We start from the raw sequence: 17,729 nt of genomic DNA on the forward strand, positions 1-17,729 counted from the left end.
CAGTGCCAAAAATAGAAAATCAACTATATTTTGGCATAAGAACGAGAAAATACAAAATGAAACGCGGTTTTTCATTAATCGAAGTTATGGTGGTCATCGTTGTCCTCGGCGTACTCTCGGGAATCGCCGTTCCCAAAATAATGGGTTACACCGAAAAGACCAAGGAAAAAGCAGACTTGATGAAGCTGTACTGCCTGCGCGACGCCTTGAACAGGGCTCTGCTGGAAAATGATGCGGCCTTGTACAAGAGCTCTTTTGTATCCTCAGGAAAACAGGCTGCGGACAATCTCTCTAAATTGAAAACTAAACTGGCTAGCGAAACTGGGGTCGACTTGTTCGTCATAGAAATGCGCCCGGACCTTAACACAAATATACAGAATAATCACGCCAGCATCAATAAAGACTCCGAGATGAGCAAGTTAATTGGAGACAGCGGAACCTGGTATGACGCATTGAAAGATGCCGGATTTAACGGAGTCGCAGACATTCTTATTGCAAGAAATAACGGATCTTATAAAAAGGGCGATGGAGCAACCTATTATTCTACTCCCTATCAACAGGGGAAAGATACATATTACCGAACCTACCCCAAGGATCAGATATTCATGAGCTATCTGTTGAATCGTGGAAAATCAGCAGGTTTGTCAGGGATAACATCTCAGGGCAGCAACAAAACAAACTATCGTCTGACAATGAGTTTCCAATGGAGCCAAATGGATTCGACGAGTAACTCTGTAGAAGTGGCCTTGCTTCCTGCCGGTGCTAAAATGCGCAACAGATCCAATGGAAAAGGCGGAGCGCTTTTATCGGATAACGGAGTCTGCTTTTCGACCTATGGAGACATAGGCTGCGCCGATTACCAATACTAATAGCCAAGCACACTCGCTACCGCAACGCCGTTGCAACAACAAATAAAAAACGCCTGCAATGAAGCAGGCGTCTTTAGTATTATTGAATGCGACAGAGCCGAGCGGTCTATTCTTAATCCTAGAAATGGATCACGCGGACCTTGATGACCTTGTCAAGCTTGGAGAGCTTTTCGACGATAGAATCATCGACCTTGCTTTCCACGTCAACGAGGTTGTAACCGATCTTGCCGTTGCTCTTGTTGCTGAAGGAGGCGATGTTGATGCCTTCGGCGCCGAACACCTTCGTGATTTCAGAAATCATGTTCGGAACGTCCTGGTTGATGACCACGACGCGGCTCTTCACACCTGCATGCGGGTGATCAACGAGAGCCGGGAAGTTCACGGAATTGCGGACGCAACCGTATTCGATGTAGTCCTTCAATTCTTCAACAGCCATCACGGCGCAGTTTTCTTCGGCTTCTTCGGTGGATGCACCGAGGTGCGGGAAGCAGGTCACCTTGTCGTTCTTGATGAGGTCTGCATCCGGGAAGTCGCAGAGGTAGCCCTGGAGGGAACCGGAGGCGAGCATTTCGTTGACCGGAGCCATTTCCACGATACCGCCGCGGGCGAAGTTCAGGATGTAGCTGCCCTTGAAGCCGGAGAGGTTCTTGCGGTTGAGGAGGTTTTCGGTAACGCCCTTGATGAACGGAACGTGCACGGTGAGGAAGTCAGAGTTGGCAATCACGGTGTCGAGATCGGCAATTTCAACCTTGTTGGAAAGTTCATGCATGTTGGCGGCGTTCGGATACGGTTCGTAAGCGAGCACGCGCATGTTCTTCCAACGAGCATAGTTGGCAACGAGCACGCCGATCTTGCCGAGGCCGATCACGCCGAGAGTCTTACCGGCGAGTTCCATACCGGCGAACTTCTTCTTGCCGCTTTCGACAGTCTTGGCGAGGTCCGGATCGGTGGTGTCGAGGTTCTTCACCCATGCGGCAGCCTTGTCCACGTTACGGACGGCCATGCCGAGCACGGTCATCACGAGTTCGGCAACGGCGTTGGCGTTTGCACCCGGAGTATTGAACACGCAGATGCCCTTAGCAGAAGCCTTGTCAATGGTGATGTTGTTCACGCCAGCGCCGGCGCGGGCGACAGCCAGCAGGCCGTCAAAGTTGTCGGTATCAACCTGGGCGGAACGCACCAAGATGGCATCCGGATTTTCGACGGAGTCGGAAACCTGGTAGAACGAGCCAAACAGGCTCAGGCCTTTCTTGGAAATATTGTTCATCGTCTTAATAGTTGCCATGATATTATCCTTTGTTAATTGTTAAAACTTTTGTGTGGTGCGTTACGGTTCAACCCAACGGCCGCGATCCTTGATGAGGTTCACCAATTCCTCGATGGCGTCCTCTTCGGGGATGTTCTTCTTGACCGCAGTCTTGCCTTCGAACAGGGTAATGCGGCCGGGGCCACCGCCCACGTAGCCGAAGTCGGCGTCAGCCATTTCGCCCGGGCCGTTCACGATGCAGCCCATGATGCCGATGGAAATGTCCGAGAGGTGTCCGAAGCGGGCCTTGATCTTGCCCATCACTTGCTGAATGTCGTAGAGGGTGCGGCCGCAGCTGGGGCAGCTGATAAAGTTGGTCTTGCTGCGGCGGCAGTAGGCTGCCTGCAGAATATCAAAAGCCAGAAGAACGCTTTCCTTGGCGCCCTTGTAGCCGTCGATTACGACGGCATCGCCAAGACCGTCCGTCACCAGGCTTCCGATGTCGGCAGAGACGCGGAGCGTTTCCTTTTCGGTGTCTCCAATCTTGGCGTAAAGCAGAATCGGGTCTTTGCGACCGGCAGCTTCCAAAGCTGCCGCAAGGGCGCGAACGCCAGAGACCATCTCGGCTCCCGTATAGCAGAACACGGAACCGGCGGGTACGGCAGAGGGATTCTGGGCAAAGCCCGCGATATCCATGGCATCCTTGAATTCAACCACCGGCTTTTCGCTCAAGCTCGGGAGAGCAAATTCAGCATTGCGGCGTTCGCCGGTGAGTGCAATCGCATCGGCCTTCACGCCGACCTTGACCGGGTTAGAACCACCGATTTCAACGCCCGACACCTTCACGACTTCAGTCTCGCGGCGTTCGTAATGATACGGATCCTTTTCAAGAACCGGCACTGCATAGCTCACCGGCTTTGCAGGCAAAGCGCAGGCCTTGATGAGTTCCTGAGCCACCGGGACTTCCGCCACCGGATCTTCGGTCAAGGACACGCGAATGGTATCGGCCAAGCCATCCAACAACAGAGCGCCGATGCCTGCAGCCGACTTCAAGCGGCCGTCGGCACCCGCGCCAGCTTCAGTCACGCCCACGTGGAACGGATAGGGCTTAAAGCCTTCCTGCTTAATGCGGGCGGCGAGCATGCGGTAAGCAGCAATGGCCACACGGGGATTGCTGCTCTTCAAGCTCAAAACCACCTGGTCGAAATGTTCCGCTTCGCACACGGCCAAATATTCCATGGCGCTTTCCACCATGCCTTCCACGGTGTCGCCATAACGGTAAATCATACGGGCCGAGAGCGAACCGTGGTTCACGCCAATACGGATAGCACGGCCCAAGCGCTTAGCCTCTTGCACAAACGGCGTAAAGGCTTCGGCCACCTTTTCCTTGCCTTCTTCGAAAGACTTGTCCGTCTGCTGGTCAAGCGTCAAAATTCCGGTATCCACAAAGTTACCCGGATTGATGCGGACCTTTTCGACCCACTTCAGGGCTTCGAAAGCGGCCTTGGGCTGGAAGTGAATATCGGCAGAAACCGGAACGGTGCAACCGGCAGCGCGAACCTGCTTCATCACTTCTTCGAGCGCAGCAGCGTCAGCAAAAGTCGGAGCGGTAATGCGAACCAGACCGCAACCCACCTTGGCAAGAGCCAAAGTTTCGGCCACCGTTTTTTCCACGTCCTTGGGCTTGGTGGTGGTCATGGACTGAACTAAAATGGGGGCATTGCCCCCGATAAGTGCGCCGCCAACGCGGACTTGTACAGTTTCCCTGCGGACTGCATTGAAGCGGTCGGCAACATAGGGGAATTCGCTAAACTTCGTCATGCCGCCAAAGATAGCAAAAAACTCCCCCATTAAACGTCGTCTTCGCCCAAGCTGCTATAATATTCTTCAAGTTTATAGCGACAAGCGATAAAGCAATCCTTGAGCGACGGGTCGAACTGCGTTCCCATTCCGTCAAGAATAATTTGGTAAGCTTCATCGAAAGACATTTCGGCCTTGTAGCAACGCTTACTCACCAAGGCGTCATAAACGTCGGCAATAGCCATCACGCGAGCCTCAAAAGGAATCTCCGTACCCTTGAGCTTCTTGGGGTAACCAAAGCCATCAAAACGTTCGTGATGGTAACGCGCCACATTCTTGGCAATTTTCACAAAGTCCGGGGACTCCACCGCCGTCAAAAGGTTTTCCACAATCATGGCACCCTTTTCCGGATGCTCCTTCATTTCTTCATATTCCTGGGGCGTAAAGCGGCCAGGCTTTCTCAGAATGCGGTCATCGATAGCAATCTTGCCAATATCGTGCATAGGAGCTGCCGCCACCAGACAGTCATAGAAGAACTCGGACTGGCCAAGGGTATGGTCCTTGCGCAAGTAATCCACCAAAATCTGCACAACCCTGCTAGTGCGCTTGATATGGCTTCCGGTGTTGCTATCACGGCTTTCCACCATATAGGCCATACCCACCACCATCTGTTCCTGGATAGAACGGATCTGGGAATCATTTTCCTTGAGCATCAATTCAAGACGAACGTTATTCGTACCCAGCATATTGATGTAATTGTGCATGCTGGTTTCATCTTCAATCTTGAACAGGTTAATTTTCCTAGAACCCGAAAGGGGCAACTGGGTCAGCCTGATCTTGTAAAACTTACCGTCACTTTCGAACTTTCTCTCGTCAAAGTCCTTGCCCTGTAAAAGCTCCTTGTTCCACGAAATGAGCATATGGTTCAGCTCGTGGTTATCCGGCATCTTGTGGTCAATTCGGCAATTCTTGAAGTTCGGGAAAGTTTCGTACCCGACTGCATTACATCCAAGGAAACTATTGTCCGAAGTAACAAGGACGTAACTATCGGCATTCTGTGTTTCAAGCACCTGCGAAACAATTTGCTCCACACTGTAACGCTTGATTCTAAAGCAAATGTACATCAGTGCAAACTGGTCAAAGACATAAACCGCAGGCATCACCATGGTATCGGTTTCCACCACTCTCGAAATAAAGAACGACAGAATCGAAACCGCTTCAATAGATGACAAGGCTATCAAGCTATTGAAGGAGACATTTTTCTTTTTCAAGAAGGAATAAATGATAAGGCTTACGTTGATAATAACAAAGCCAACCATCAAGAAATTGAATATGTCATGGCCGATACCATAAGTGGCAACAAAGTTACCCACTCCATTGGTCCGGATAAACTTGATGGAGCTGTAGTAAACGTCACTGAAACCAACGGTTAAGGACAGGGCCAGGACCCCGAACACCAGGAACAAAAGTACATGGTGACACCAAACCGGGAAACGGATTCTACAAATCGAGACACAGGCATCGAACGTGAGAATAGGCAGGAACATGGATCCCACGTAAATCATCTTGTTCGAAAGAATCGCCTGATCCAAATTGGTGGACAGCGCCAGCAGAAGATGACCTAAACAGGAAATAAATACACAGAAAAAAAGCAGTCCAAATGGACCATTGTGATTAGGATTAACACGATAATGCAGCAGATTGTTAATCGCTGCAACAACGGTTAAAACTGTCAAATACAGAATGACCATAAGTATCCCATCCAATAATCAACACCACTAACCCAACTTAAATATAAATTAAATTTACACTCTTGAAAATGCCCAAATTCTTTTTTTTAGCTGAATTTGGAGATTTTGTATAAAAGGCGTGTAAAAAAACACAGCCGTCAATCTCTTGGATTGACGACTGCAATAATCTGTATTACAGAATTTGTTCTGAATTAGGCTTCAGCCGGTGCTTCCGGAGCAGCTTCTGCAGCAGGTGCTTCAACGGCCGGGGCTTCGGTAGCGGGCTTCGGAGGGAGCAAAGCCTTCATGGAAAGCTTCACCTTGCCCTTCGGGTCGACACCGAGGCAGAGCACTTCAACTTCGTCACCGACGTGAACGACATCTTCGACCTTTTCGACACGGTGGTCGGCAAGTTCGGAAATGTGTACGAGACCGTCACGACCCGGGAGGATTTCGACGAATGCGCCAAACGGCTGGATCGTCTTCACCTTGCCCTTGTACTTGCGGCCCGGTTCAGGTTCGGCAGTGAGTTCTTCGATCATGCGACGGCAGACAGCGGCGGCCTTGCCGGACGGTGCTGCGATATCGATGTTGCCATCGTCGTCGATGTTGATCGTGCAACCCGTCTGAGACTGCATGCCCTTAATCACGGAGCCACCGGAACCGATAACGTCACGGATCTTCGTGGTCGGGATGCGCATCTTGATCATGGTCGGAGCCTTTTCGGAAACCTTCGGACGCGGAGCGGCGAGGCCGAGTTCAGCCATCTTGCCGAGGATATGGAGACGGCCCTGCTTGGCCTGTTCCAAAGCTTCGCGCATGAGTTCCGGAGTGATACCGCGGATCTTGATATCCATCTGGAAGGCTGTGATACCTTCAGCGGTACCCGTCACCTTGAAGTCCATATCGCCGAGGTGGTCTTCCGTACCGGTGATGTCGGACAAGATCTTGATCTTGCCGCCTTCCTTGACGGAGCCCTTTTCGGAGATGAGGCCCATGGCGATACCTGCAACCGGAGCCTTGATAGGAACGCCAGCGTCCATCAAGCTGAGGCAGCCACCGCAAACAGAGGCCATGGAAGAAGAACCGTTGGATTCCTGAATTTCGGAAACCACGCGGATGGTGTACGGGAAGTCTTCCGGCAGCGGGAGCACTGCAGCGAGAGAGCGTTCGGCCAAGTGGCCGTGACCGATTTCGCGGCGGCTCATACCGAGGCGCTTGCATTCACCCACGCTGTACGGCGGGAAGTTGTAATGCAGCATGTAGCTCTTGGAGCCTTCGCCCTGCAGGCTTTCGTAGCGCTGTTCGTCGGCCTTGGAGCCGAGCGTGCAGACCACGAGACCCTGGGTTTCGCCACGCTGGAAGATTGCAGAACCGTGAGCGCTCGGGAGAACGCCGAGTTCGATTTCGATCGGACGGACTTCGGTGGTCAGACGACCGTCGAGGCGCACGTCTTCGTTCAAGATCATTTCGCGCATGGCAGTGCGTTCATAGTCGCTGAAGATTGCCTTTGCATCGGCAACGAGAGCGGCATCCTGTTCTTCGTCCTTGCCGACGATAGCGAGAATGCGTTCATCTTCGAGCATCTTGGCGCAGAGGTCTGCCATAGCCGGATAGAAGTCGGTCTTCACCATGTTGGAGTGGACGTCCTTGTTCAGTTCGTCCCAGACTACTTCCTTCACCGTGGCGAGAAGCTTTTCGTGGGCTTCGCCGACATGCTGCGGCTTGAGCTCCATCTTCGGCTTGGCGCAGCGGTCCACCAGTTCCTGTTGGGCCTTGCACATAGCCTTGATAGCTTCGTGACCAGCGAGAATTGCGTTAATCATCGTGTCTTCGGACACTTCGTAGGCACCGCCTTCCACCATGCAGACGGAATCTTCGGTACCGGCGACCACCAGGTCCAGATCGGCGCAAGCCATCTGTTCGTAGGTGGGCATCACGATGTTCTGTCCATCGACCACAGCCACACGTACGGCGGCAACCTGCTGTTCGAAGGGCAGTTCGGAAAGACCGATAGAGAGGGATGCTGCGGACACGCCGAGCACATCCGGTGCGAACTTGCGGTCAGCAGAAAGAACCTGCACGATCACCTGGACTTCGCGGGTGAAGTTCTCGGGGAACATCGGGCGAATCGGGCGGTCAATGATACGGGCAGAAAGAGTTTCTTCGTCAGAGGGGCGACCAGCTTCACGCTTGTTGTAACCGCCCGGGAGGCGACCAGCAGCGTAGGCCTTTTCGCGATATTCCACAGTGAGGGGGAAGAAATCGCCTTCCTTCTCTTCGCCGTAGCAGACAGTAGAGAGCACGAATGCATCGCCCATCTTGGCGACTGCAGCACCGCGTGCCTGCTTGGCAATACGGCCCGTTTCAAACGTGATGACGCGGCCATCGGGAAGCGTTACGGACACTTCCTTCGGGTCGAGCATCTTACCGTATTTTTGATGGTATGCGTCAATAGACATAAATTTCTCCAGTCAGAAGAATTAGCCGCGGAGACCGAGTTCCTTGATCAAGGCACGCTGGGCGACAATGTCCTTTTCGCCGTAGTACTTGAGGAGGTTCTTGCGCTTAGAAACCATCATGGACAGACCGCGGAGGGAGTGGAAGTCCTTCTTGTGGGTCTTTGCATGTTCGGTGAGGTTCTTGATCTTCTCGGTGAGGAGAGCGATCTGAACGCGGACGTTACCGGTGTCCTTTTCGTTTGCTCCGAACTTAGCGGTGATTTCTGCAGCCTTTTCTTTAGTGATAGTAGCCATTATAGCCATTCCTTTTTTTGTTTTTGTTGTTTCATTACATGTTTTTGTCCGAGTTTCTCTGCTCTAGCACCAGTGGAATTGGCGAATCTGGTCACAGGACCCAGGCAAAAATGCAATTTGGCGGAAAATATAGCATAAGGCGAGAGCCGCGGCAACTGAGCTTGCTCTGTTAAAGACCCAAAATAAGCTAACTTTGCACCGGTATGCAAGAATTAACCGAAAAAAGGCTCAAACGACAAGTTATCGGAAAACGGCACCGTTTTTTGGCGGTTGTTCCGCTGGGTTTTGAACAGACTCTCGTTAATGAAATAGCATCCATTAGAGGCAAGACCACTCATTCCGAACAAACTTCGGAGCCTTTCGAGATAGAAATTGTCGGAGACGGCAAGGTAGAATTTTCGGCCAAAATTACCGAAGCCTGGAAAATCGTCGCCTACAGCCGAATCGCAAACCGTGTTTCGATGCATATCACAGACTTCAAGGCAGAGAATTTCCGCGAACTCGAAAAGAAATCCGCCGAAATTCCCTGGGAACTGTATTTGGCAAGCGCCAACGTATCCATTCACGTAAGCTGCAAGCATTCGCGCCTGTACCACAGCGATGCCATCGCCGAACGTCTGCAAAATATCATAGAAGGGGGAAGCCTCCCCCTCGCTTCACAGCGGCCCGCTGTTTCCGCTCCCCCCTCTGCGGGGACACCCCGCAACACCCCGCAGCATTTATTCGTAAACTTTCTCGATGACCGTTGCACCATTTGGCTGGACCTGGCTGGCGAAGAACTCTACAAGCGCGGCCATGAACGATTCGTCAACGAAGCTCCCCTTAAAGAAACCATCGCGTCGGGAATGCTCCGTGAAGCATTCGATTTAAATCAAGGGACACCTGTCACCCTGTTCGACCTCATGGCCGGCAGCGGCACCTTCAGCCTCGAAACCGCCTACATTGCAAACAAACTCATTCCGGGAACTTGCCGAGACTTTTCCCTGAAACACCAGCCCGCCTTTAAAGACGCTACTTGGAATTTCATACTCAAGCAATCTTCCGAAGCCCCGAATATCAAAATCATTACAAGCGACATTTCGGAACGAGCCGTAGAAATCATCAGGCACAACGTAGAATGCAGTCCCCTTGCAAGCATCGCCCCGGCACCTATCGTGCCCGAGCTCAAGGATTTTTTCAGCTACAGCGCTCAAGACATCGCCGACGCCTGCCTGGGCGAATCCTCCCCCGTTATCGTGCTGAACCCGCCCTACGGCAAGCGTCTCGACTTTGACGCCCCCAAGCTTTACTCCAACATCGGGCGCCAACTCGCCGAGCTCGCCCGCCCCCTCAATGCCCAAGCCAAGCCCCTAACCGTCGCCATCCTTGCACCGAAAGACGACCCCGGCACCAAATACACCTGCACCGCAAACTTGCTTCGGGAGTGCCCCGGTCTATCGCCCGACCACAACCCAGACGCCAAACACATCATCACAAGCCACGGCGGCCTCACCTTAAACGTGCTTATCGCAAAAATTTAACCATAATTAGCGAAATTTCTCTACATACAAAAAGTTCCGCCAAAGGCGGAACTTCTTATTATATCCAAAAATTTTAATCTTAGAAGAAGCGAGCAAGAGCAGGAGCTGAGCCCCCGTAGCGTACTAAAGCGTACGTGAGGGGGCGAACAACGAACTATTGCGAAGCTTCTTCAAAAATTAGCGGCGCTTAGAGCGTTTCTTCTTCTTACCCTTAGCCGGGGCGTCTTCCTTCGGTTCTTCAGCCTTCGGCTCTTCCTTCTTCGGTTCAGCCTTCTTTTCGTTACCGCGGAGATCCTTCATCTTGAAGGACACGTTAACTTCGGCAGTAGTCACCTGGGAAGCAAGGCCAGCCGGGTCACGAACCTTGAAGCTGAATTCATCAAGGCCAGAGAAGCCCTTGTTCGGCATGTAGGTGAATGAACCATCGCGTTCGTTCAGGTTGATCTTACCGTTGCGCGGCTTCTGCACGAGCTGTACAGACACCGGCTTTTCGCCATCGGGGTCAACCACACCGGACATCAGACCTTCGGCAGCGCTAACCTTGAGTTCTTCGCCTTCCTGAGTCATGTAAGTCTGGGCATTGGCCACAGGTGCGTCATTCACGGCAATCACAGTGAAGAGAGCAGTCTTGGAAGCCTTGGCACCATCCGGGTCGGTCACCGTGAAGGTGATGCGTTCCGGCTTACCATTCCAGTTTTCATGGGGCTGGGCAACCGTTGCAGTCTTCTTGTACTTGTCATACTTGACAGTCAAGTACTTGTTGCCAGTGAAGCTCCACTTGAGTTCGTCGAAGCGGTGATCCTTATCGCGAGCAAACTGATCCAGCTTGATCACGGCAACTACACCGTTGTTGTCGTCTTCCTTGATGGTGAAATCCGGAATGTCGCGCATAATCGGAGCGGCATTCACATGCTTCACCACAAACTTCACCATAGCCTTGTCAGAAGCACCGGCCGGGTCCTTAGCAGTAAAGATAAGGGTTTCGTCACCGAACCAATCCGGCTTCTTCGGCTTCACGATAGCTTCGCGGTTACCGTTGATCTGCACAGCGAGGTTCTTGGCGCCAGTCACGCCCCATCTGATTTCAGAGGTCTTATGGTCAGGGTCAGACACATAGTTGTCGAGCTTGATCGGCTTGAAGGTAGAGCCCTGCAGGGTTTCCTGGCCAGGAATTTCCTTCACGATCGGCGGGTCGTTCACGGGCTTCACCGTGAACTTCACAGGGATAGAGGCCTTTTCGCCAGCCGGGTCAAACACGTTCACAGTCACGACTTCCATACCGTTCCAGTACGGGTTCGGAGTTTCGGCACGAAGCACACCCTTCTCGTCAATGGAGAAGTTGATTTCATGCTTCACAGCCGGGCCGCTCTTCGGGCCCTTCTTGCCCTTGACACTGGGAACTTCGTTATCGAGAGTCCAGACAAGTTCTTCGAGCTTGTTATCCGGATCGCTAACAACCTTGCTGAAGTCGAAGGGTGCGAACGTCTTCTTTTCTTCGATGACGAACGGCTGCACCGGCTTCAGGGTCGGAGGATCGTTCACCGGAACCACTTCGAAGGTAGCCTGCGTAGATGCAGAAGCACCAGCGATATCCTTCACGGTGAAGGTGAGGGTTTCCTTACCATACCAGTTCGGGTTCGGGGTAAGAACCTGAGCACGGCTACCCTTGATATCAACCTTAAGTTCCTTGTTGCCAGTCACAGTCCAGTGAAGTTCATTGGGCTTGTTATCCGGGTCTTCGGCGGCCTTAGAGAGGTCAACAATTTCAAAGCGTTCCTTTTCCTTGACTCTCTGGCCAGCGATACGCTTCACGACCGGAGGATCGTTCACCGGAGTCACTTCGTAGGTGATCTGCTGGCTTACGCGAGCGCCTTCCGGGTCATGGACGTCAATCTTGATCTTTTCAGAACCGCTCCAGAACTTGTCCGGAGTAGAGACGACGAGTTCCTTCTTGGCATTGATAGTAGCCTTCAGGGCGCGAGTCGGAGCAACTTCAATCTTCAAGGCAGACAGCGGATGATCCGGGTCAGAGATGAACTGAGCAAGATCAAGAGGCTTGAAGTGTTCCTTTTCCTTGATGCTCTGGATAGGAATCTGCTTGATTTCCGGAGCGTCGTTCACGGATTCAACCTTGAAGTTCACCGTCTTGGAGTCAGAAGCACCTTCCGGGTCCTTCACAGTGAAGGTCACGTTGCGTTCACCGTTCCAGTACTTGTTATCAATCTTGATGCGGGCAATGTTCCTGGAGTCGATTTCAACCTGGAATTCATCCACAGGAGCCGGAGCCGGTTCTTCTGCAACTTCTTCCTTAGCGCCCTTCTTGCCCTTAGCCTTCTTGGCAGGCTTCTTAGCCGGCTTCGGAGCAGGAGCAACACCCACCTTGGCAACCTTCACGGACCAAGTGAGTTCAGAGAGCTTGTGGTCAGGATCGTTCACGAACTTGTTCAGGTCGATTTCCTTGAACGAACCCTTTTCCTTGATCTTCTGGTCAGGAATATTCTTGAGCACCGGAGCGTCGTTCACAGAGGTGATTTCGAAGGTCACGGTCTGAGAGGTAGAAGCACCTTCCGGGTCCTTCACTTCAAGAACCATGGTTTCCGGAGCGCACCAGAAATACTTATCCGGAGCAGACACCGTAAGAACGCGGCTCGGAGAGATTTCAGCCTTGAGCTGCTTGTTACCCGTCACGGTCCACTTGAGTTCGCTGGGCTTGTTATCCGGATCCTTCACGAATTCGTCAAGCTTGATCTGCTTGAAGAGTTCCTTTTCCTTGATCTTCTGGTCAGGAATCTTCTTGGCAAGAACAGGTGCATCGTTCACGCGGGTCACTTCGAAGAGCATCTTGTGGTTGGCAGAAGCGCCTTCCGGGTCGGTCACCGTGAAGGTCACGGTTTCCTTACCATTCCACTGCGGGTCAGGCACAGACACCTTCACAGTGTTGTCCTTGAGCAAATTCACCTTCAGGAACTTGTTGCCAGAAACAGTCCACTTGAGCTGGGCAGCCTTGTGGTCCGGGTCAGAGGCAAGGTTCGAAAGGTCGATGGTCTTGAACACGCCGTTTTCACGGATGGTTTCACCCTTCGGGGCGTTAGCAGCGATAACCGGCGGGTCGTTAATAGAACGAACTTCGTAATGAGCGGTCTTGGTGGCCTTTGCACCTTCAGGGTCAGTTACCGTGAAGGTAATGTCGGCAGCACCATTCCAGTACTTGTTCGGAATCACGATTGTTGCAACGTGGTTGTTGTCCACCTTAACGCTCAGGCCATCCTTAGCGGAGGTAGCCGGTTCAGCAGCGGCACCCTTCTTGCCCTTGGCAGCAGGAGCAGCAGCGGACTTGGCCTTCACATCGAAGGTCCACTTGAGTTCGGAATTCTTGTGGTCCGGATCCTTCACCAGGTCATCCAGCTTGATCTGCTGGAACTGCTTCTTTTCGTCGATGGACTGGTCCTTGAGTTCACGCACAAACTGCGGAGCGTCGTTCACCGATTCAACGGTAAAGGTCACAGAACGGCTATCGCTTGCACCTTCAGGGTCAGAAACCGTGAACTTGATGGTTTCGGAACCATGCCAGTTCGGGTTAGGCGGAATCACAGACACATTGTGGCTTGCATCCATGGCAACCTTGAGTTCCTTTGCACCTTCGATCTTCCACTTGAGCTTAGCCTTCGGATGGTCGAGGTCTTCCACGTAGTTGTCGAGAGCAATAGACTTGAAGCTACCCTTTTCCTTGATGGTCTGGTTAGCAATATCCTTCATGATCGGCGGGTCGTTGATAGACTGCACAGAGTATGTAGCCATAGCCTTGGCAGAAGCGCCTTCTGGGTCAGTCACCGTAAAGGTGATCTTTTCGGAACCGTTCCAAAGCGGGCTCGGAGCCTTGATAGAAACGTTGCCGTCGTTGTCAATGTTAACCTTGAGGTCCTTGTTGCCGGACACTTCGATCTTGAGGCGACCGTAAGCGTGGTCAGGATCCTTGATGAGCTGCTTCAGGTTGAAGGACTTGAAGCCTTCCTTTTCCTTGACATTCTGGTCATCGATCTTGCCGATGGTCGGAGCATCGTTCACAGACTGCACGGTGAAAGTAGCAGTGCAATGAGCCTTGCCGCCATCCGGGTCTTCCACCTTGAAGGTGATTTCTTCAGAACCGTTCCAGTACTTGTCCGGAATCACAATCTTGGCCATACGCTGACCATCAACCGTCACCTTGAGCTGCGGAGTATAACCCTTCGGAGCACCCTTGGCCGGCTTCACGTCAAAGCTCCAGGAGAGCTGATCAAGCTTGTGGTCAGCATCCTTCACGATGTCGTTCAGGTTGATGATTGCAAATTCACGCTTTTCAGGAATAGCCTGGTCCTTGATGGGCTTCACAAATTCCGGAATATCGTTCACGGATTCCACCGTAAACTTCACCGTGCGCTTGTCAGAGGCGCCTTCGGGGTCGGTCACCGTGAAGGTAATGTCTTCGGAACCGTTCCAGTACTTGTTCGGAGTCGTAACCGTAGCCACATGCTTCGGGTCAATGACAACCTTGAGCTGCTTGTTACCAGAGACGGTCCACTTGAGCTTAGACTGTTCGTGGTCTTCATCAGAAGCATACTTGTCGAGTTCAATCGGCTTGAATTCGCCCTTTTCCTTGATGGTCTGGCTAGCAATATCCTTCATGGTCGGCGGGTCGTTAATAGACTTCACCGTGAACACTGCGTCGGACTTGGCAGAAGCACCTTCGGGGTCAGTCACCGTGAAGGTCACCTTTTCAGAACCGTTCCAGTTCTTGGTCGGCATCTTGATGGTAGCAACACCATTGGCAATTTCAACCTTCAGCTGCTTGTTGCCTGCAACGGTCCACTTGAGATCCTTGAAGGCGTGGTCAGGGTCAGAAGCATAATCGGCAAGCTTGATAGAAGCAAATTCGTGCTTTTCTTCAATCATCTGATCCGGAATCTTCTTGAGCACAGGCACGTCGTTCACAGATTCAACCGTGAAGAGAGCCTTGGAGGTAGCCTTGGCACCTTCGGGGTCTGTTACCGTGAAGGTGATTTCAGCGGCGCCGTTCCAGTACTTGCTCGGAATCTTGATGTTAGCCACATGCTGGGCGTCAATTTCAACAGCGAGGTCGCCATCCTTGTTACCCTTAGAGGTCGGCTTCACATCAACAGTGAACTGGAGATCAGAAAGCTTGTTATCGAGGTCGCGAACCATTTCGCCAAGCTTGATCGGCTGGAACTGGCCCTTTTCCTTGATGGTCTGCGGAGCAACCTGCTTCGTGAATTCAGGAACATCGTTCACGGATTCCACGGTGTAAGCGACAGAGCGTTCGTCCGTTGCGCCTTCAGGGTCAGTCACCTTGATGGTGAGGGTTTCAGAACCGTTCCACTGCGGGCTAGGCGGAGTCACCTTCATCACGCGGGCGCCATCGATAGACACCTTGAGTTCACGGTTGCCGGTAACGGTCCACTTGAGCTTATCCTTAGAATGGTCGAGGTCTTCGACATACTTGTCGAGTTCAACAGTCTTGAAAGAACCCTTTTCCTTGATGGACTGTTCAGGAATATCCTTCATGACCGGAGGGTCGTTGATGGACTTGATGGAAAGCTTCATCTGAGTAGAAGCCTTGCCACCTTCGGGGTCAGTTGCAGTAAAGGTGATGGTTTCAGAACCGTTCCAGAGTTCGCTGGGAGTCTTGAAAGAAACTTCGCGGGTCTTATTGTTCAAGTTAACCTTGATGTCCTTGTTACCAGCGATGTCGATCTTCAACTGGGAGAGATCGTGGTCGGCATCGGACAGGTAGTCATCAAGCATGACAGATGCAAATTCGTTCTTTTCTTCGATAGCCTGATCCGGGATCTTTTTGAACACAGGGATATCGTTGATAGACTTGACAGTATATGTCACCTGCTGCTTAGCGGTTGCACCTTCGGGGTCAGACACCGTGAAGGTCACCACAGCAGAGCCATTCCAGTTCGGGTCAGGAATTTCGATGGATGCCACGTGGTCGTCACCGATGTTTACAGACAAAGTACCGGACTGCGGTTCCTTGCCCTGGTGCTTTACGTCAGCTTCCCAAGAAAGTTCGGAATTCTTGTGGTCAGCATCCTTGACGTATTCATCAAGCTTGACCTTGGCAAAGGTCTTCTTTTCGTCGATGGTCTGATTCGGGATCTGCTTCACGAGCTGCGGCACATCGTTCACGGAGTTCACCGTGAAGCTGTTTTCGGATTCAGCGCAAGCACCGGCCGGGTCGCAAACCTTGAACTTGATAGATTCAGAACCGTTCCACATCTTGGACGGAATCTTGATGGTAGCGGTCTTGCCAGCAATGTTTACAGCAAGATCCTTGTTGCCAGAAACTGTCCACTTAAGTTGTTCGAAAGGATGGTCGGGATCCTTGACCAGCTTGTCCAGTTCAATGGGCTTGAACTCCTGCTTTTCGTCGATGGTCTGATCCTGGACTTCCTTGATGAATTCAGGAGCATCGTTCACGGACTTGACTGTGAACTTTGCGGTAGTCTTGGCGGATGCACCGGCAGGGTCGGTAGCCGTGAAGGTCACAGTTTCCGAGCCATTCCAGAATTCGTTCGGGATCTTGATATTGGCAGAACCGTACTTGTCGATATCGAACTTCAGGTCCTTGTTGCCCGAGATGGTCCACTTGAGCTTCATGACATCGTCATCGACGTCGGTCACGTAATCCGTGAGGCTGATAGATTCGAATTCGTTCTTTTCTTCGATGGTCTGGTCCGGAATCTTCTTCACGACCGGAGCGTCGTTAATAGGCTTCACCACGAAGTTTGCGGTCGTAGAAGCACTAGCATATTCACCGTCAGTAGCCGTAAACTTGATCTTGGCAGAGCCATACCAGTTCGGGTCAGGAATAATGACGGAAGCCACGCGGTTCGGGTCGATCTCCACATTCAGGTCGCCATCAGCTTGGTCCTTGCCCACCGGTTGGATGTCGAATTCCCACAAAATCTGGTTCTTCGGGTGGTCGGGATCGCTCACGTAATCGTCGAGCTTGATCTTGGCAAAGGTCTTACCTTCATCAATGTTCTGGTCAGGAATCTGCTTGACTTCAGGCGGGTTGTTGACGGATTCCACGTTAAAGTTCACCGTTTCGGAACCCGTGGCACCCTTGGTATCAGTTGCAATAAAGGTGATATCTTCAGAACCGTTCCAATACTGATTCGGAATTTCAATAGTTGCTACGCGTTCAGGAGAAATAGATACCTTGAGTTGCTTATTGCCGGACACGGACCACTTAATCTTTTCGGCCTTGTCCTCATCGGTAACATACTTGTCCAGTTTAATCGGAGCAAACTTCTTGCCTTCGTCGATGGATTCTCCCGGAATACCCATAACCGAAGGAGCACTATTTTCCTCCTGAGCAACACCCACAGATGCCAGAATACTGACTGACGCCAATAGGGCAGCTACAGACCAATTTTTTCGTTTCATTTATGATCTCCCATAAATTTCTTCTTCCAATTACACCTTTTGCTTTCACAAAAAACGTACCGCCCCCGCTAGTCCGAGCGCGATTTAACGAGGTCAAATATAACGTTTTTAAACGTGACAAAACGCACATTTTCGAAAAAAATCCTCAAAAAGTAAAATTTGTCTAAACAATAAAATTGCCGTTTTTATGCAAATTTCAAAGATTTTGCCGCGTAAGTCGTTGACTATCAATGACTTACAAAAAGCTTTCATGCGTAAAGGTTTTCCGACACTTCAAAACGTTTTTTTTGCGTTCTATCCATTTTTTTACGATTTTACAAAGAATTTACATTTAACTGGAACAAAAAGTTCCGAAA

General features: G+C 51.6%; 8 protein-coding genes. 2 read left to right on the plus strand and 6 right to left on the minus strand.

Annotation, left to right across the window (positions count from 1 at the left end):
* Positions 1 to 56 precede the first annotated feature (56 nt).
* Entirely contained in the window at positions 57 to 869 is an 813-nt protein-coding gene (locus ACJMNB_RS09900; protein WP_405341971.1) for a prepilin-type N-terminal cleavage/methylation domain-containing protein, read from the plus strand.
* A 118-nt stretch (positions 870 to 987) separates the two neighbouring features.
* On the opposite strand, the gene ACJMNB_RS09905 is transcribed toward ACJMNB_RS09900, so the two are convergent.
* The 5 genes from ACJMNB_RS09905 to rpsO form a co-directional block, all read right to left on the minus strand.
* Positions 988 to 2,154 carry a phosphoglycerate dehydrogenase gene (locus tag ACJMNB_RS09905; protein ID WP_405341973.1) on the minus strand — a complete coding sequence of 389 codons (1,167 nt, stop codon included), beginning with the start codon at positions 2,152 to 2,154 and terminating at the stop codon, positions 988 to 990.
* 42 nt (positions 2,155 to 2,196) lie between these two features.
* Positions 2,197 to 3,936 carry a (E)-4-hydroxy-3-methylbut-2-enyl-diphosphate synthase gene (gene ispG / locus ACJMNB_RS09910; protein WP_405341975.1) on the minus strand — a complete coding sequence of 580 codons (1,740 nt, stop codon included), beginning with the start codon at positions 3,934 to 3,936 and terminating at the stop codon, positions 2,197 to 2,199.
* Positions 3,937 to 3,965: 29 nt separating this feature from the next.
* Positions 3,966 to 5,666 carry an HD domain-containing phosphohydrolase gene (locus ACJMNB_RS09915; RefSeq protein ID WP_405341977.1) on the minus strand — a complete coding sequence of 567 codons (1,701 nt, stop codon included), beginning with the start codon at positions 5,664 to 5,666 and terminating at the stop codon, positions 3,966 to 3,968.
* Between the two features lie 191 nt (positions 5,667 to 5,857).
* A complete protein-coding gene (gene pnp / locus ACJMNB_RS09920; RefSeq protein ID WP_405341979.1) occupies positions 5,858 to 8,107 on the minus strand; it encodes a polyribonucleotide nucleotidyltransferase in 2,250 nt (749 codons plus the stop codon).
* Between the two features lie 21 nt (positions 8,108 to 8,128).
* Entirely contained in the window at positions 8,129 to 8,401 is a 273-nt protein-coding gene (rpsO, locus tag ACJMNB_RS09925) for a 30S ribosomal protein S15 (protein ID WP_072798943.1), read from the minus strand.
* A 203-nt stretch (positions 8,402 to 8,604) separates the two neighbouring features.
* On the opposite strand from rpsO, the gene ACJMNB_RS09930 reads away from it, so the two are divergent.
* The gene (locus tag ACJMNB_RS09930; RefSeq protein ID WP_405341981.1) at positions 8,605 to 9,921 is read left to right on the plus strand and encodes a class I SAM-dependent RNA methyltransferase; all 1,317 of its coding nucleotides are present in this window, start codon (positions 8,605 to 8,607) and stop codon (positions 9,919 to 9,921) included.
* A 177-nt stretch (positions 9,922 to 10,098) separates the two neighbouring features.
* Here ACJMNB_RS09930 and ACJMNB_RS09935 read toward each other — a convergent pair whose 3' ends face one another.
* On the minus strand, positions 10,099 to 17,373 hold the full coding sequence (locus tag ACJMNB_RS09935) for a tandem-95 repeat protein (RefSeq protein ID WP_405341983.1): 7,275 nt from the start codon (positions 17,371 to 17,373) through the stop codon (positions 10,099 to 10,101).
* Positions 17,374 to 17,729: the final 356 nt, after the last annotated feature.

Origin of the sequence: Fibrobacter sp. (assembly GCF_045131395.1) — a bacterium.
In the GTDB taxonomy this organism is placed as follows: domain Bacteria; phylum Fibrobacterota; class Fibrobacteria; order Fibrobacterales; family Fibrobacteraceae; genus Fibrobacter.